This is a genomic window from Bartonella sp. AC62GZZY, from assembly GCF_042196525.1.
Classification (GTDB): domain Bacteria; phylum Pseudomonadota; class Alphaproteobacteria; order Rhizobiales; family Rhizobiaceae; genus Bartonella.
This window is the reverse complement of record NZ_JBHIQN010000010.1, coordinates 16,549-34,732: the sequence shown is the minus strand read 5'-3', so window position 1 is coordinate 34,732 and position 18,184 is coordinate 16,549. Positions and strand designations below refer to the sequence as shown.

14 protein-coding genes are annotated in these 18,184 nt (G+C 41.7%); 12 read left to right on the top strand and 2 right to left on the bottom strand.

Annotation, left to right across the window (positions count from 1 at the left end):
- Positions 1–287: 287 nt before the first annotated feature.
- A complete protein-coding gene (locus tag ACFIML_RS06785) occupies positions 288–641 on the bottom strand; it encodes a helix-turn-helix domain-containing protein (protein ID WP_375687739.1) in 354 nt (117 codons plus the stop codon).
- A gap of 769 nt (positions 642–1,410) precedes the next feature.
- Between ACFIML_RS06785 and ACFIML_RS06780 the strand changes: the two genes are divergently transcribed.
- Positions 1,411–1,599, top strand: a complete 189-nt coding sequence (locus tag ACFIML_RS06780; protein WP_375687723.1) for a hypothetical protein — start codon at positions 1,411–1,413, stop codon at positions 1,597–1,599.
- Between the two features lie 425 nt (positions 1,600–2,024).
- Here ACFIML_RS06780 and ACFIML_RS06775 read toward each other — a convergent pair whose 3' ends face one another.
- On the bottom strand, positions 2,025–2,393 hold the full coding sequence (locus tag ACFIML_RS06775; RefSeq protein ID WP_375687721.1) for a helix-turn-helix domain-containing protein: 369 nt from the start codon (positions 2,391–2,393) through the stop codon (positions 2,025–2,027).
- Between the two features lie 795 nt (positions 2,394–3,188).
- Here ACFIML_RS06775 and ACFIML_RS06770 point away from each other — a divergent pair.
- The 11 genes from ACFIML_RS06770 (at position 3,189) to ACFIML_RS06720 (ending at position 16,819) form a co-directional block, all read left to right on the top strand.
- Positions 3,189–3,518, top strand: coding sequence for a hypothetical protein (locus tag ACFIML_RS06770; RefSeq protein ID WP_375686655.1), 330 nt, complete (start codon positions 3,189–3,191; stop codon positions 3,516–3,518).
- Positions 3,519–4,027: 509 nt separating this feature from the next.
- Entirely contained in the window at positions 4,028–4,273 is a 246-nt protein-coding gene (locus tag ACFIML_RS06765) for a hypothetical protein (protein WP_375687719.1), read from the top strand.
- 882 nt (positions 4,274–5,155) lie between these two features.
- The gene (locus tag ACFIML_RS06760) at positions 5,156–6,517 is read left to right on the top strand and encodes a PBSX family phage terminase large subunit (RefSeq protein ID WP_375687717.1); all 1,362 of its coding nucleotides are present in this window, start codon (positions 5,156–5,158) and stop codon (positions 6,515–6,517) included.
- Positions 6,517–8,340, top strand: coding sequence for a portal protein (locus ACFIML_RS06755; RefSeq protein ID WP_375687715.1), 1,824 nt, complete (start codon positions 6,517–6,519; stop codon positions 8,338–8,340). Before ACFIML_RS06760 ends, ACFIML_RS06755 begins: the two co-directional genes overlap by 1 nt.
- Positions 8,341–8,629: 289 nt before the next feature.
- Positions 8,630–9,406: a hypothetical protein gene (locus ACFIML_RS06750; RefSeq protein WP_375609347.1), complete on the top strand. Its 777-nt coding sequence runs from the start codon at positions 8,630–8,632 to the stop codon at positions 9,404–9,406.
- A gap of 274 nt (positions 9,407–9,680) precedes the next feature.
- Positions 9,681–10,799: a N4-gp56 family major capsid protein gene (locus ACFIML_RS06745; RefSeq protein ID WP_375607024.1), complete on the top strand. Its 1,119-nt coding sequence runs from the start codon at positions 9,681–9,683 to the stop codon at positions 10,797–10,799.
- A gap of 83 nt (positions 10,800–10,882) precedes the next feature.
- Positions 10,883–11,578: a hypothetical protein gene (locus ACFIML_RS06740; RefSeq protein WP_375687713.1), complete on the top strand. Its 696-nt coding sequence runs from the start codon at positions 10,883–10,885 to the stop codon at positions 11,576–11,578.
- 782 nt (positions 11,579–12,360) lie between these two features.
- Positions 12,361–13,824: a hypothetical protein gene (locus tag ACFIML_RS06735; RefSeq protein WP_375607022.1), complete on the top strand. Its 1,464-nt coding sequence runs from the start codon at positions 12,361–12,363 to the stop codon at positions 13,822–13,824.
- A gap of 405 nt (positions 13,825–14,229) precedes the next feature.
- The gene (locus tag ACFIML_RS06730) at positions 14,230–14,682 is read left to right on the top strand and encodes a hypothetical protein (RefSeq protein WP_375607088.1); all 453 of its coding nucleotides are present in this window, start codon (positions 14,230–14,232) and stop codon (positions 14,680–14,682) included.
- A complete protein-coding gene (locus ACFIML_RS06725; RefSeq protein WP_375609349.1) occupies positions 14,679–15,818 on the top strand; it encodes a tail fiber domain-containing protein in 1,140 nt (379 codons plus the stop codon). The genes ACFIML_RS06730 and ACFIML_RS06725 overlap by 4 nt, the downstream gene beginning before the upstream one ends.
- On the top strand, positions 15,815–16,819 hold the full coding sequence (locus ACFIML_RS06720) for a phage tail protein (RefSeq protein WP_375609350.1): 1,005 nt from the start codon (positions 15,815–15,817) through the stop codon (positions 16,817–16,819). The genes ACFIML_RS06725 and ACFIML_RS06720 overlap by 4 nt, the downstream gene beginning before the upstream one ends.
- Positions 16,820–18,184: the final 1,365 nt, after the last annotated feature.

The following is an 18,184-nucleotide window of genomic DNA, read 5'->3' as shown; positions in this document are numbered from 1 at the left end:
CAAAAGAAAAATATAAAAACTTGACAAGGTAAATGTAAAAAGGTATCATAATGATACAATCGGAATTGTGCGTTTAAATCAGATGAGATCTTTTGATAAGATTCTGTGAGAGGGGTGGGGATGTTTTTCCAAGGTTCTGGTGTTTGTTATCCTATTTTGAAGTTTGTTATCCTATGATGTCGTAAACCGGTGTCGTGAACCGTTTTTTGAGATCTGGTGGTATCAGGCGGGCAAGGCTTTAGGCTGAGGGGAATATTGGCAACGGATGTCGATTGATGGGCTTTTGTCTAATCAGAAATCAACCACAAGATTGCTTTTTGTTTTTTCGGTTTGAGTTCTCTAAAGTTTTTTAAAAGGGCGTGTTCTTTTTCGCTATAGGTGTCTTGATCGTGGAGTAGAGAATTTTCTTTTGTGACAATATCGGCATAAAAAAAGGTAATGGGAACTTTTAAGATGTTGGCAATTTCTTGTAAGCGTCCCGCGCTTACACGATTGAAGCCTTTTTCATATTTTTGGATTTGTTGGAAACTGACACCTAACTGGCTTCCTAACTCTTTTTGAGAAAGTCCCATTGAAATTCGTCTATGACGAATTCTTTTGCCTATCGAAATATCGTTGAAATGTGGATTTCTTGTTTGCACTTCAAACCCCCCTGCCGGTTGCGAGCGCCCTCGCATTGGTATTCCGGGAGGTTGAAAGCACTGAACTCAAATCAGCTTTTTGCTTTTAGTGCGAAGATGCACTTGGACATAGCAAAAACTCCCGGAACTCCGGGATACCCACAAAGTGGGGTAAATTAATGTTTGAGTTTTCGGGCTTCAACTCCCTATTGATCGCTGCGTAGACGACCAAAGCACTTTTTGAGTGATAAAGTAATTTCAAAAGATTGGCAAGAACAATTAAAAGATTTGGAAAATGAGAGCATTTTTTTGTATCTTAAAAACTGTCTCATTATCTTCTTATGCCTTATGCCTTATGCCTTATGCTTTATGCTGTAAAATATTGTCATTTGAGGTAGGGTGAGATGGGGGCATTAGAGGCAAGGATATGCCGTCGACGGATCTTCAAGCATATCAATTTATACGGTGCTTTTTGTGAGAGTGTCTGGATATTTGAGGGTAGAGGTTATCTATCCGTGTCTGGTGAAACAGTATCCTTTGAGGGGTGGTGAGGGGTGTTTTCCAAGTGCAATATACGCGATAAAAGTTGAATTGTTTACAGACTCTTGTTTATTGAGTGGTGGGCTGGTTTGGAAATTTCGTTTGGTTGTTTTCTGTAAAGATGTAAAAGCGTAAAAACGTGAATCCGTAAAATTGAAGTGAAGGATTTATGTGTTGTATGCTTTTGTCTTGGCATGGAATGGGGTGAGAGGACTGGGGAACGAGTCTGCAAATGAAGTGGAAAGCTAGGATGAAGCATGTGAAAATTGGCGCTGTGGGAGAAGCTTTTTGGTGTGTGTGTGAAGCTTTGTCTTTTGGGTGGGGTCTTTGCTTCGAAGCGGAATTGATCGGTATTTGTAGGAGCTTTCGCTCTTTGTGTTGGAGAGGGATGGGTGTAAGAATATTCAGAAAAGGCTTGCTTGTTGAATCCGTTGTTTGAGGGGTATGGTGTGCTGATCTGTCTAAGTGCTTGGTAGGAGGAAACTGCTACAAGATGTCGGATTCTTAACAACGCAGTGTAAGATGCTGGGGGAAAAATTTTGTTTGGCTGCTTTCTGTAAAGATGTAAAAGCGTAAAAACGTGAATCTGTAAAATTGAAGTGAAGGATTTATGCTTTGTGTATGCTTTTCATGGCATGGAATATGGAGAACTAGGGGACGCGTTTGTGAATGGAGCGGGGAAAGCTGGGATGAAGAGGGGTATAAATCGCGTTGACTGGAGAAAAGTGTGTGAGGGAATATTTTAGGGCAGCGCTTATCTGTCGTGTCTGATAAAATTGCCTTCTTTGAGGTGTCGTGATCTGAAGCTTATATTTAAAGGATGTTGGATATATTGGCGAGGGATGTTGATGGGTGTGCTTTTGTCTAATCAGAAATCAACCACAAGATTGCTTTTTGTTTTTTCGGCTGGAGTTCTCTAAAGTTTTTCAAAAGGGCGTATTCTTTTTCGCTGTATGTGTCTTGATCGTGGTGTAAGGCATGTTCTTTTGTGGGAATATCTGCTGTTAAAAGGTCCGCATAAAAAAAGTTCATAGGAACCTCTAGTTTTTTAGCAATTTCGAGCAAACACCCCGCGCTTACACGATTTAAACCTTTTTCGTATTTCTGGATTTGTTGGAAACTGACACCTAAATGGCTTCCTAATTCCTTTTGAGAAAGCCCCATTGAAATGCGTCTGTGACGGATTCTTTTGCCTATTGAAATATCATTGAAATGTGAATTTTTAGTTTGCACTTCAAGCTCCCCTCCGGTTGCGAGCGCCCTCGCATGAGTATTCCGGGAGGTTGAAAATACTGACACTCGGATCAGCTTTTTGCTTTTAGTGCTGAAAAGCACTTGGACATAGCAAAAACTCCCGGAATTCCGGGATATCCGCAAAGCGGGATAAATTTATGTACCGAGCGTTCGGGTTTTCAACTCCCTATTTGACCGTTGCGTGGACGATCAAAAACACAAGCCTATCAGTAAAGTAGTTTCGGAAGATTGGCAAGAACAATTAAAATGTTTGCTGTACGGTTATACTGTAAAATAGGGATGTTTGGGGGCGGTAATCTGATGTTAGTAGGGGAATTTATTGGGTAAGAGGTTGGATTATAGTTTAAAACCGGTGCGGGGTGGAAGCTTTATTTAGCAGAGGAAAATTTGCTTTTTGAAGTCGAATTGTAGATCAGAGTTTATCTGGCGTGTTTGATGAAACACCATTCTTTGAAGTGTGAGATAGCCATATGAAATAATCAGCAGGGGAATCCGTTAGAGTGAGAAGCTGAGTTGTTGACAAATCCGTGTTTACAGAGCTGCGTGGGGTGGTGATGTGGGCGTTTCATTTGGTTTTTTTCTGTAAAGATGGAAAAGCGTAAAAACGTGTATCTGTAAAATTATGCGGAGGATTTGGGCTTTATGTGGGTTCTTGTCTTTTAGGGTGTGGTCTCATTTTTTATTGTTGATGGCTTGTTAAATTTTGTTGCTGATTTTCATGTCATTTTTTGTGTTTGAAGTATTGGTTTTTCTTTAGTTGGAAGGAACATGATGATGGTAGATGAACATTGTCTTCCCTTACGTCGAAAAGGGCGTAAAAAAACAACTTTGAATAAAACAACAAAGCGATTTAATGAAGCTCTTTTGACAGCCGCTGAGCAGGCTGGATATCACTATGGTGAGGATGGGCTGGTGTCTTATCTTCAATATCATGCGTTGAATAATCCTGTTCCTTTTTTTTCGCTGCTGGCAAAAGTCTTGCCTCTTCAGGTTACGGGAGAAGCAGGGGGAGATGTTAAAACAGTTTCGCGTATTGAGATTGTGCCAGTGAAGCCCAAAAATACTGAACCGAAGAAGCCTGATCCTTTGGTTACTGAGGTTTGAAGCTACGAGAAAATATTGGGTTGGGCACATGATGTTTAAGGGATATAGTCTTTGAACGGGGATGCTAGGTGTTTGCCTGAAAGCTTATGATTGAAATTGCGGTGAGGGGCTGAGTGCTTTAGGCGTGTGAGCTGTGAAGTTGTTGGGCTTTGGTGGGGGATGCGCGAGGGCGTGGACTGGAGGAGACTTCGGTGCATATGGTGTTTTTTGGGGTATATGGTGTCTGGGGTGGTCTGTGTGAAGCGGCGAGGGCAAGATGCTTTTATGGCGATGTGTGAGGGGCGCGATACCTGAAAGATGTTGGGGAGTGCTTGATGATATTTGCTGTTTTGGATTTCTGGTGAAGGTTTGGTCTTTTCTCGTTATTGAAATGGGGGAGATGTTAAAACAGTTTCGCGTATTGAGATTGTGCCAGTGAAGCCCAAAAATACTGAACCGGAGAAGTGTGATCCTTTGGTCACTGAGGCTTGTGATATTGAAAAATGTTAGGTTGAGGTGGATGATGTGGGGTGATGTCTTGGAAGGGGGATGCTTTAGTGATTGCCTATCTTGAGGGGATTGAAGCGGAGGCTATCGCGCTTGTAGGCGCTCGTGATACTGGGAAGGGGCTTTGGTGGGGGATGCATGAGGACGTGGACTGGAGGAGACTTCGGTGCATATGGTGTTTTTTGGGGGTATATGGTGTCTGGGGTGGTTTGTGTGAAGGGGGCGGGCAAGATGCTTTTATGGCGATGCGTGAGGGGCGCGATACCTGAAAGATGTTGGGGAGTGCTTGATGATATTTGCTGTTTTGGATTTCTGGTGAAGGTTTGGTCTTTTCTCGTTATTGAAATGGGGGAGATGTTAAAACAGTTTCGCGTATTGAGATTGTGCCAGTGAAGCCCAAAAATACTGAACCGGAGAAGTGTGATCCTTTGGTCACTGAGGCTTGTGATATTGAAAAATGTTAGGTTGAGGTGGATGATGTGGGGTGATGTCTTGGAAGGGGGATGCTTTAGTGATTGCCTATCTTGAGGGGATTGAAGCGGAGGCTATCGTGCTTGTAGGCGCTCGTGATACTGGGAAGGGGCTTTGGTAAATGATGCCGTAAGGGCCCGTGTGCTGGAGGGTTTGGTGCAGGGTATTTGTGTGGTGGATATGGAACAGTGTTTTGATGGGTGAGAGGCATGAAACTTGAGAGAAGTGTTATGCTTGCGGGATGCATGTGTTTTGGTGGGGTATCTTGGGGGATAAAGTGTGAGGATTGGTGATGCTTGAGAGGCATGGTCTTGGAGGATGTTGGGCTTTGGATATGCCTGAGAGCGTGTGCTGAGGCTATGATTTGGGGGGATACTGTGCTTGTGGTTGGGGGATGACAGGCGCGGTGTTTGAGGGGTGTGATGGGGAAATAGGGACCTTTGGGGAGATAATGATCTTTGGGGGGATAAGGACGTTGGGGCATATAGGTGGAGTCAAGGGGATCTCATGTAAAAAAGTGAAATTTATTGAACATGTGCGATGAAAAAAAGATAAAGCGCTGCTTTTGAGAAGGGCGTTTTTCGTTCAATTGCTCTTTTTGTTCAATTGCTCTGGGATAATGAAACTTGGGATAAGCAAAAGGGTGCAGCGCAATTATTGCTAAAGTATGAAAATTTATAATGACAACGGTTCAGAAAATTTCTCAAAAAATGGAGCAGAAAACGGCTCAAGTAGCTCTTATTCCAAAGCTTATTCCTGTTTTTACTGGAAATGCCGATGTGCGAGCCGCTTGGGGAGGACGCGGTTCTGGAAAAACACGTTCTTTTGCTTTGATGTCGGCCGTGGTGGGATATCGCCATGGAATGGCTGGAGAACGCGGTATTATCCTTTGTGCACGGCAATTTCAAAATTCTCTTAATGAAAGTTCGTTGGAAGAAATTAAACGCGCTATCGAAGCTTATTCTTTTTTACAAGACTATTATGAAATCGGCGATAAATATATTAAGTCAAAAGATGGACGGGTTGTCTATGTGTTTGCTGGACTTGATCGCAATATCGCAAGCATTAAATCAATGGGGCGCGTTTTCCTTTGTTGGGTGGATGAGGCGGAGCCCGTGACAGAAACTGCTTGGCAAACACTTATTCCAACTTTGCGCGAAGAAGGAAAAGATTGGAATGCAGAATTATGGGTGACATGGAACCCATGCCATGAAAATGCACCCGTGGAAAAACGTTTCCGAAATGTCGATAATCCTCATATCAAAGGGGTGGAGATCAATTGGCGCGATAATCCGCAATTTCCTGAAAAACTCAATCGTGATCGAATGGACGATTTACAGCAAAGACCAGAGCAGTATAACCATATTTGGGAAGGAGAATATCTCCAAGCTGTGCAAGGCGCTTATTATCAGAAATGTCTGCTCGAAGCCGAGATGGAAGGGCGGATTACCACTGTTCCACGGGACCCTTTGATGCAGGTGAGAATCTTTTGGGATATTGGGGGAACAGGCGCAAAGGCCGATGCTACCGCATTGTGGGTGGCGCAGTTTGTTGGACGGGAAATCCGAGTGCTCGATTATTATGAAGCCCAAGGACAACCCCTCTCAGAGCATGTGGGGTGGGTCTTTCAAAAGGGATATGATAAGGCTCTTATGGTCTTGCCTCATGATGGCGCAACAAAAGATCGTGTCTATAATGTGAGTTTTGAAAGTGCTCTTCAACAAGCTGGTTTTCAAACCAAAATAATTCCTAATCAAGGAACAGGCGCTGTTAAAATGCGTATCGAAGCCGTAAGGCGGTTGTTTCCTGCACTATGGTTTAATCGTGAAACAACATCTGCGGGGAGAAAAGCGCTCGCCTGGTATCATGAAAAGCGTGATGAACAGCGCAATATCGGTCTAGGGGCTGAACATGATTGGGCTAGCCATGGGGCCGATGCCTTTGGACTGATGTGCGTGGCTTATGAACAACCAAATGCTAGAGTGCGAAAAAAAACTTATCGCTCTTCTCACCATTCTCAAACTTCATGGATGGCTTTTTAATGAATATGTCTACAAATTCTTCTTTTGATCAAATCGAAACGCTTGAAAATCAAGCTCTCTTTAAAAAACTCGTGGGTTGGTATCAGGATGATATTACCCATGTCGAAAAATGGCGAAAAAATGCCCAAGAAGATTACGATTTTTATAATGGGCGGCAATGGAATGAGCAAGACCTTGCCGTCTTGCACGAACAAAACAGACCGGTGATGACTTTTAACCGTATTGCACCTTTAATTAATGCTGTGATCGGTGCTGAGCGCAATAATAAAAGACAAGTCCAATTTATTCCACGACAAGAAGGTGCAGCTTTTGCTAATCAGATTCTAACAGGAGCAGCCGAATGGTTTCGCGATGAAGCCGACGGCGAATACGAAGATTCCGATGCCTTTCAAGATGCAATTATTTGCGGCATGGGCTGGACAGATACACGCCTTGATTATGAACAAGATCCACAAGGAAAACCAATCATTGCGCGGCTGGACCCTATGAAAATGGTGTGGGATGCAAGTGCTGTTAAGTCTAATCTCATTGATGCTCAACGCTTATGGTATATTGATGAAAAACCTCTTGCCGTAGCGCAGGAAATGTTTCCCAATGTTCATTGGAGCGATCTTCATGCTGATTGGGTGAAACATCAGAGCTTTTTACAGCCAACCAGCAATGGGATAACACAAAGTTATCAGGTAGAGGGAGAAGAGACAAGCTGTTATCAACGTCCTAAAATGGTGACATTGGCAGAATGTCGCTGGTTTGAACGCGAGGTGGTTTATAAAGTCCTTGAGCCGCAAAGTGGAAAATTTATCGATTATTCAGAGCAGGATTTCCAAAATTTAAGCAAAACCTTTCCTCATATTCAAGCAACAAAGTTGACCAAAAAAATTGTCAAACGGGCATTTTTGGGCAGAAAGCTGCTCGAAGCGCCTGATAAGCCCTTGGTTCCACCCAATCAATTGGGATGGGAGTGTATTACCGGTACTTTTGATAAGTTAAGCCGACAGTTTTACGGAATTGTTAAGCCAACAAAAGATCCGCAACGGTGGGCAAACAAATATTTTAGTCAAGTAATGCATTTGCTCAATAGCCAATCAAAAGGCGGCATTATGGCAGAACGCGATGCTTTTGATGATGATCGACAAGCCGTCGAGAGTTGGGCTAGAGCCGATAGTATTACTTGGTTGAAAAGTGGGGCTGTCTCTGGCGGAAGAATCCAGCCTAAACCCGTGGCGCAATTTCCGCAAGGTTTTTTTCAATTGTTTAATGAAGCAAAGAGTGCTCTCGAACAGGTGACGGGATTGTCTTCTGAATTTATTGGGACGCGAGCTGTCAATCAGCCTGGCATTCTTGAACAACAACGGCGACAATCGTCACTTAATCTTTTGGCTTCCTTTTTTGATGGGTTGCGTCGATATCGGCAACGACAGGGAAAAATTATTCTCTATCTTATTCAAAATTATCTCTCCGATGGGCGGTTGGTCCGTATTGCCGGGGATGAAAATGCTCAATATGTTCCACTGACACGCGAAATGGTGACAAGTTTGGAATATGATATTGTCGTGGATGATGCGCCAACAAGTCTTAATGAAAAAGAGCGTACTTTTGCATTGATCATGCAATTGCTTCCTTTGATGCAAAATTTTGCAACGCCAGAGATTATGCTCGATCTTTTACGCTATTCGCCTTTACCCGCTTCACTCATTCATAAAATCGCTATAAAGGCGCAAAACGCTCTCCAAGAAGAGCAAAATGCCTCAGCACAGATGGGGGGTAATGTGGGAACAGAGCAGATAATGCAGATGTTGCAGACAGTAAAGGCTCAACAATAGGACGCTTTGTCATGCGCGACTTCTGATAAATTCCATCTACCAGAAATTGCTTATCGATACAATTTCCATAGCATAATGTCGTCTTCCTTTATCTTCGAAGAGCTGTTTTATGGAACTATCCCTGTTGGGGAAAACAGGGTGGAGAGGGAGTCTTGCCGTTATGTGGGGTGAATATGGTGGGGAATGGTGGAGCCCAAGTGATGGGAGAGCATTGAGGGAATAAATGCTCACAGGCTGTTTTATCTGAAAAATTTAATTTTATTGTTAAAAAAAAGAAAAGGCTAATGTCATGGACCAAGAACACTTAACGCCGGCAGAACAAAACCAATTAAAACAAGATTTTCTGGTCTCAACACAAGAGGGAGAAGATGGTGAAATTGCAAGAGAAGAAAAAACTCTCGAAGATAATTTCCAAGGGCAAACGCATCAAAAACAGTCCTCTTCGCAAAAGGTAGAAAAAGAGGTTCAAGGAGGAGAAGATGTTCCACCAGATCCACAAAAAGACTTTATGGGCTATATGCAATGGTTGGGAAAAACACTCCAAAAACAAGGGCTTTTACATGAAAAACCCCAAGATAAACCGACTGTTTGTGAAGCAGAACAGTTGCACGCATTCTATCAACAGTCTGTTGCCAGTGTTAAACAAAAACATCATGATTTTGATCAAGCCGCCGATTTTATTTATGAAACGCGGGCTAAACAGTTGGCTGCTTGTGCTTCGCTCTATCCTGAGATGGCAGATCCCCAAAATATTGATGCGATAATTGGTGATGAGTTGAAGCAGATCTTGCGCGATTGTGCGCAAAAAAATCAAAACCCTGCTGAAGTGATTTACACGATTGCACAAAAAATTGGCTACACAAATGTTCCCAATAACATGGATGAAAATTTACAGGAAAGACACAATTCTGCGCGTACTCTTGCTGCTTATAACGGTTTAACGCCAAATGGGCCAATTTCTTTGGATATGCTTGATAAAATGTCAGAAGCAGAATTTAGCGCTTGGGTTGCTGATCCTAAAAATAAAGCTGCTTTTAATCGTTTAATGGGGGGAAGAGAATTTTAAAAACAAAAATGTGGCAGGGTCTTTTGCGGGAACGTGGAGCGGCTTTTGGGGCGTGAAGGTGGCAGGCGTTTTTTGAGGGAACAGGGGCGGGGGGAGTGGGGATTTCTCAAAGCACGGATGCGGTGAGGAGAGCTCTTATAAGGAGGAGGCAGACGCTAACAGAAATTAGATAAAACTCACGAACAAACTATTCACCATTTGAAATAAAATGTGGTGTTTTAACAACCGGCGCTTTGCCGGGTTTTTTATGTCAATAAAACTTTTAGAGGACAAAATGACTGTAACTTATATCGGACTTAATGACCCAATGGCAGTGCGCACATGGTCTAAATTATTAAACCAAGAAGTCTCAAAAGCACTTCCAATTGCACCGTTGATTGGAAATGATTCAAACAGTATCGTACAATTAAAGGATGAAACCACGAAAGCAAGTGGGGATGCCATTAGCTTTAATTTGCGTGTGCAGTTGCTAGGCGATGGGGTGAGTGAAGGGCAGACATTGGAAGGCAATGAAGAAGCTTTACAGTTTCTCAATGATCGCTTGGCAATTAATGAACTCGTTCATGCTGTGCGTGTCAAAAATGAGGGAACAATTGATCAGCAACGAATTCTCCATGATTTGCGCACCGAGGCAAAAAATGGTTTGGTTGATTGGTATGCAGATCGTCTGAGTATGATGTTCTTCATTCAAGTGTGTGGTTATACCGCAAAAGCTATTAACTTTGAGGGACGTACGATTACTCTTAAACCTGTCCATTATGGGTTTAATGCGCCAACGGCACCAACCAATAAACGCGTGGTACGTCCTAACGATAAAGCAAAAGATGAGGACTTAAAAGAAGGCGATGTTTTTGATCTTAAGCTCATTGATAAAGCTGTCGAACGGGCTAAATTGGCAAATCCTAAAATTAGACCTGTGCGGATTGATGGCGAAAATGTCTATGTGCTGTATCTGCACCCAACCCAAGTGACGCAATTGCGAACCAATACAGATGCGGGGCAATGGCTCGACATTACTAAGGCAATCTATAGTGGAAGTCGTATCAAAAATCCGCTCTATGATGGGTCTTTGGGCATGTATAATGGTGTGGTTTTACGCGAAGCTGAACATATTACCGAAGGGGTTGAATCTGGGACGGCAAATAAAGCTGTACCAAATGTGCGGCGGGCTGTTCTGCTTGGTGCGCAGAGTGCTGTGATTGCTTTTGGTAAAGATCGAGGAGCAACACGCTATAAATTGGTGGAAGAACTCTTCGACTATGAAAGAGAATTCGGGGTCGCGGCAAAAACCATTATCGGTATGAAAAAAACTTGCTTTACCTTGCCAGGAAGTACGCAAGGGGCTCAGGATTTTGGCACTATCGTCATCCCAACTTATGGAGCGCCCGCTTAAAGCGAATGTTTGCTCTCTTCCCCCAACAAGAGGGATCTGTTGGGGGAAAAATTTAAAATGCTTCCAGAAACAAGGACAGGCTTATGACCACTTTATTCACTGATCCCCAAAATCTAAACCTTACACATTCAGACCATTCTAAAACTTTTGCTTATATGGTCGCGCTTATTCAAGATGAAATTGACGATACAACAGCGGAATATTCCCTGCAAATTCAAGATTCAATTTTTACGGCTTTGCGTTTGTGTGAACGCGAACCCTTTTTCTTTAATGAAAAAAGAGAAAGGACGTTTAAAACACAAAGTGGTAAAACATGGTATGGGCAAGAAGAGGGGGTTTTTATTGAATCAGAAAAGGTTTTAGAGAGCGTCTTTTTAGCAACAAACGATGAAACACCAACAAAATTGTTCTTTAAGCCCTTGGAAGTGTTGCATCAACAATATGGTATGCATCCTGCGTTAGGAACGTCATTCTTTTATACGTACCTTGATCAAAAAATAGGTCTCTTTCCAACACCAGAACATGTGGAAACCGTAAAGCTCTCGTATGCTCCTATTCATATTGCGGATGAACAGCTGAGAGAAGATGATAATCCTTGGTTGCTTCATGCTTTTGATCTTATTAAAGCGCGGGCAAAATATGAATTGTATAAAAATATCCTTAAAGATCCTGAATATGCCGCCGTTTCTTTCAGAGATTTTCAAGAACAGCTTCAAGCTTTGCGTATTGAAACATCGCGTCGAAAAGGTTCTTCAAAAATTCGTCCAATGCGTTTTTAAAAGGCTTTTTTCGAAATCGTTTATGGCGGGCGTTGAAGGTTGGTTTGTCCTTTATGGTTGGATGCGCGTTGGGTGTTGATGGTGAAGCGCTGGTGTTTGGCGTTGGGCTCCACCATTCTTTATGGTCACATTTTGCTCGATAAATGAGACAGCCTGAGGTTGTGTATTATGGTACTTTATGTCCTTAGAGTTTTGTTCTAAGGGCTTTTATGGTTAGTTTTATCAATAAGCCTTGGTGTTTTGAATGGCACTGGGCTCTTTTAGAGATTTTATGAAGGGTTTTAAGGCTCTTTCCCAATCATGGGGATTGGTGACGACGGTTGGTTTTGGTTAGGCGCTGGTGGATGGCGTTGGGCTCCACCATTCTTTATGGTCACATTTTGCTCGATGAATTAAACAACTTGAGGTTGTTTATTTTCTTGCATTTTATGCCTTTAGAGTTTTGTTCTAAGGGCTTTTATAGTTTTTATCAATAAGCCTTGGTGTCTTGAATGGCACTGGGCTCTTCAAAGATTTTATGGGGGCCTTAATGGCTTTTTCCCCCCGTCATTGTGGGTGATTGCGGGCAGTTGATTTTGGTTTGGCGCTGGTGGATGGCGTTGGGGTGGCTATTATTGATGGTATCGTTTTTTTGATGCATTAAACAACCTAAGGTTGTTTATTTTCTTAAATTTTATGCCTTTAGAGTTTTGTTCTAAGGGCTTTTGTAGTTTTTTTTATTATTAATAAGCCTTGGTGTCTTGAATGGCACTGGGCTCTTCAAAGATTTTATGGGGGTCTTGATGGCTTTTTTCCCAATCGCTGATTATCGACCCGATGTGGCGGATATCAATGGAATTTTTACTGATGAACTTGTTAATGTGCTTCCAGCTGATGGCTCCTATATTCCTATGCCAAGTTTTGAACCTTTATCAGAGCCTTGTCCGGAGCCAATTTTAGGTGCTCTTGCGGTTAAAACAAAAAATGGGGTTTCTATTATTGCTGGGACAAGAGAAAAAATCTACTTGCTTGATAATACAACAATGAAGTGGAGGGATATTAGCCAAAAAGGAAAATCTTATCTTGCTAATATCGATGCTCCGTGGTCTTTTGCTTTGTTTGGTGATTTGATCATTGCTGTTAATGCCAATGATAGACCACAAGTGATCGATATTAACCATGATAAAACATTTAGAAATTTAGGAGGTAATCCGCCACAAGCGGGGATTGTTCGAATCTGGGGAGATTTCGTTTGTTTGATGAAATTAACCGAAAATCCAAGACGGGTTCATTGGTCTGGATTGAATGATGCTGAATTTTGGACCGTGGGGAAAAAAAGTTGTGATTATCAAGATTTTCCTGATGGCGGATTCGTCCAAGGGGCAACCGAGACAACAAATCCAATTATCTTTATGCGTTCTGCAATCTATGCCGGTTCTTTTATCCCTGGATCAAAGATTATTTTTAGTTTCCAAAAAATCCACGATAAACGAGGCGCTAAAAATGCTGAATCAATCGTTTGTCGGGGCGATTTAGCATTCTTTGCCGATGAGGGCGGTTTTTATCAAATAACAAATGAGGGACAGATTATCCCTATTGGGTTCGAAAAAGTGGATCGAACGATGACAGCAAAATCAAGGAAGGATAATCTGTACACTCTGTCTGCTGCTATCGATGGGGTGTACAATCGTGTTTATTGGATGGTTGATTCTGATGAGAACATTCATAAACGGATCTTGCTCATTTATGATTGGGGATTGCAAAAATGGACAAAAGCTCTCGTCGATATCAAAATGATATTGCCTATTTTCTTAGCCGGAACAACTCTAGAAGGTCTTGATTTTGTGACTAAGAATATTGACGATTTGTCCTTTTCTCTTGATAGTAAAGTGTGGAGAAATGAATCACCTATGCTGGGGGCATTTGATCAACAGGGCAGACTGGGGTCGTTTTCTGGGTGTCCTATGGCTTGTGTGGTGATATCACAAGAAATGGGACAGACAAATGGCATGATAACACGCGTGAAAAATATTATGCCTCAGGTCAATAGTGGAAAGTTTTATTTATCTGTGGGAATGCGCTTTCGACAATCTCTTGAAGAGGAAACTGTTTGGTTGCCAGAAAAACAACCCTCTTATAATACTGGACAAATTCATTGTCGCGCAAGGGCACGGTTTTATCGCTTTAAATTGCGTATTCCTGAAGGGGTGAATTGGACTCATGTCACCGGATTTGATGTGGAATTGACGTCTGCCGGCATGCGATAGGCATGCCCTTTTATAATACCATGCAATAGGCATGCCCTTTTATAATACCATGCGATAGGTTCAAAGCCTCTATTATTAAAGAACAAATGCCCCATAGGCTTCCCAAGCCTTTATAAACAAAGGCACAATGCGATAAGCCGTGTCTTTATAGTATGAAGAACAATGTGGTGCGTTATGTTTCATGCTTTTCTGCAATAAAGGAAAAATAGGCTGCACCATGGTTTCTATAAAGTAGGAATGGCGTATTCCCTATTTCTTGTTACAAGGGATGATGGGGGATTATTTTTTGTTGTGGTGTCTCTCTTCTTCTTTTTGAAAGTTGTGCGGTAAGCACGAATGCGTGAAGTATGCATGGGGATGCGTATTGCTCAAAGAGGGGGTGACAAAGCTAAAAGAGCCCAAATTATGATGCTTGAGAGTCAAGATTTATATTCTGCTCATCTGACAGAGCAGTGGCCATGGGAAAAAATAGCTCCCTATCAAGAGGCACTCAATGCTGCATTGAAAAAATATGCGCAGCGCTTTCCGGATGATGTTTGTCTGGAAAAAATTGCTGAAGAAATCGCTACAGGACAAGCACAATTGTGGCTGGTCTTAAAAAATAAAATCCAATTTAGTGCTTTTGCAATTACCAAAGTTGAAATAACCCATACGGGAAAAAAATGCGTCGTTCTCTCAGATCTTGCGGGAGAGGGAGGGCTGAAATTGGTCAAGTTGATTGATGAAGTCGAAAAATGGGCGCGAACAATCAATGCGGACGAAATGCACATGTTTGGAAGAACTGGATGGGCGAAAAAGCTCGCTCATCACGGATATTCTCGTAATCTTATTCAATATAGAAAGGTTCTGGGTTCATGAGTAGAAAAAAAACACCTCAAGTACAGACAACAACACAAACAAATGCACCACCCGCTTGGGCCGCTGATATTCTTAAACAAGCCAGTGCTAACGCGCTTGGACTTTATAATAAAGGAATTGGTGGAAACGTTTATCAGGGAGAGAGAGTTGCCGGTCTTAGCGATATGACAAAAAATGCGCTGACCGGTTTACAACAAGCAGCAGGGCTCTACAATAATCCAACGGTAACGCAATGGTTGAATGCACCAACCAACAGCGCTACAAATCTTTCCGGTATGGCTAAGGGAAGCTGGATTGGAAGCAATAGTAAATTTAATACTGCATTGCAAAATGCTTTGAATAAAACTTCTGATGCGATTAATCAATCTATGTCTGGGGCAGGACGTTATGGTTCTGGCGCTCATACTGGTGTGCTGGCCGATGAGTTAGGCGCCTTGGCAACAAATGCTGCGGTACAGCAGTATAATCAAGATATTAATAATATGATGAACGCGAACCAGATGATTGATCGCTCTCAGCAGGATCAGGTTAATGCAGCAAATAGCTATTATCAAGGACAGAGTAATGCGCAAAGCAATGCTTTGAAAGGAGGAATGATTCAAGATATGAATCGTCAAAATGTCTTAGATGCGGAGCGCCAAAAATGGTCAGAAAAAGATAATCAAGATTGGAATCGCTTAGAACGCTTGTTACAGGTAGGAACACAGGCCGCTGGAAATTACGGAACAACTTCAGGAAAATCTACAACAATACCTTCTGTGACAAAAGATCCGTTGCGTGATGCGCAGCAAGTGCTTGGATTGGTCGGAGGAATTTTAGGGCTTTGTGATGTGAGAGCAAAAGAAAATATTATCCCTGTGGGGCAGAAAAAGGGATATCCACTTTATACCTTTAATTATAAAGGAAATCCACAACGTTATCAGGGCGTTATGGCGCAAGATGTGTTGCGTGTGAAGCCTGAAGCTGTTTATGTCAATGCAAAAACAAAGTTATTGCATGTTGATTATGACAAAATAGGTTTGAAAATGGAAAAAGTGAAAATGGAAAAAATACCGGCATCTAAAAATAAAGTTGCGGCTTTCTTTTCTTCATTTTTTGCTCGTTTTCCCTTTTTGAAAAAAGAGTATCTTCTATGAGTTCGATTTATGATTGGTCAATTGTTGCATCAGAAAATGCTTATGCCGATGAAAGTATAAACTGGGCAGAAGGGCAACCGCCAAGCACAGTCAATGATAGTGCTCGCGCTATGATGCAACGCATCAAAGAATATTTGTTGGATAATGGGGGCGGGATTGAAACACAGTTTACTGTCGATGTGGAAAACGAGAGGACATCACTTCGTTTGGCAACAAAGTCTTTTTTTGAGACTTATATGGATGGCATTGTTGTGCGCTTTAAAGCACAAGGCGTCAATAGAGGAAAGACAAATATTTCTTTGAATCAATTACTTCCAAGACCAACTTATATGGCAACGCCAGAGGGTATCATGCCTTTAAAAGGGGAGGAAATTCAAAAGGGGGGGCTTTATGAAGTCGTCTATACGCATGATATTGCCGGAAAAAATGCTGATGGCTGGTTTTTAACCAATCCTACTATAAAACTTCCTGAAATCCCTCCCTTTCCTCCTTTGCCTGAAACTTTTTCTTCTGGATTTATTGGGACTTTTGCTACAGAAAAAATACCCTCTGGATGGTTACTCTGTGATGGTAAAGAATATTCGCGAAGGAACTATGCTAATCTCTTTGCTGTTTTGGGAGAAACATGGGGAAAAGGAGATGGGAGAACAACATTCAATGTTCCCGATTTGCGTGGAATGTTTTTACGGGGGCTCGATAGTGGAAAAGCAATTGATAAAGGACGTCGCTTGGGAAGTCGACAAGAAGAGTCTTTTAAATCTCATACCCATGAAGGAAAAACAGATTCAACAGGTAACCACCAGCATAGTTACCCCATGATTGAAAAGGTAGTTTGGGATATGAATCACGGTGAATATTATAGAAATCTGGCTCAAATTTACAATAAAAATTTGTTGACAGGTCCTGCGGGAGAGCATGAACATAAGGTCTTGTTGCAAAAAACAGGGGGAGATGAAACACGTCCTGTCAATGTGGCGGTGGTTTATGCTGTCAAAGCCTGAGAATGAAAGCTGTGTGAGAGAAAGATAAAAATGCTTGCAAAATGTTTGTTATGAAAAAAGTCTTATAGAATATATTGTGCAGAAAGTTTTGAGGCGCTTTAGAAAAAAAACTCAACTCTCTTTATTCTTTTATTTTTTGTGCTGCCTTTGTTGGATGCCTAAAGGTGAGTTTATCTATTGTTCTTTAGAGGATCAAGACAGTGATTATTAAAGGTAGGGAAAGAACAAAAAAAATTTCTTTATTCATGGCGTTTTTTGCTGAGGAATAAAGATTTTATCCCAAATGCCTCTCTCTTGTGGTATCGTGATCCATTGTTTCAAGTGCTGGGTTTAAACCGCTGCTGTGCGATGACAAAAAGCCCCTAGATAATTTTATCCTATTATAGCGTAAAGTACCGTCATTAAAACACTATTATTGAAGGTGGTGATATCAGTAAGATAGCTTAAAGTATTTAATACATTAGCAACTGTTCTGGGGAGGATTTGCTTGGTTAAGTATTATGCAAGTGAATCATATAAATAATGAGCAGATATGGAGCTCCTTCAGAGGAGTTGGATTGTTTACAAACCGATGTGGGGCTAAAACCTTTGTCCTTTGAGGGTGGTGGGAAGAGGTCAACGGATATGTTTATTTAAAGTGAGAAAAGGCAAAATGAAGCACTCCCTTTTTTGGCAAAGCATGTAGGAAAAAAGGCTCCTCTTTGCTTTCAAAATGGGTGTACTGTTGGCTAGAAGCAGCAGGTTGGTGATGCGTTGTAACGTATGGTGAGGCATTGAACTCTCTGAGATGGCATTTTGTGCTTATCAGGAAACTTCTTGAAACAGGATGAGAGTGATACGAGAAAATCTGTAAGACAATAGTTTGTTCCGTTGTGTTGTAAAATACCATTGTTTGAGATGTGGTTAAAATTTTATGCATAGGGTGTTTTTCGTCTGTGAGTATTCCTAAAGCAGTGTTTTTTTTGTAGAGTTACTCTAAATAGGGATACATTACAAAGAGGCATTTGAAGGGGGAAGCCAAGTTAAATCTGTTAGATAAGAAGCCAGATTGTTTACAAACCATTGTTTATTGATTGGCATTATTTAAAGACCGGATTTAAAGACCGGTGTGGGCGTTGTCATTTTGGGAAAGGTTGATACAGCATGCAAGGTGATCAAACATTTTTCTTTGATTATCAGGTGATAAAGTCAACATTTTAGGTGGAAAATAGAGTATAATCTAAAAAAATACCTTGTAAAAATTTTCGATGAGGAAATTTTTTTTAAAGCCTTTCATATGGTTGTCTGAGGTTGTCTGAGGTTGTCTGAGGTTGTCTGAGGTTGTCTGAGGTTGTCTGAGGTTGTCTGAGGTTGTCTGAGGTTGTC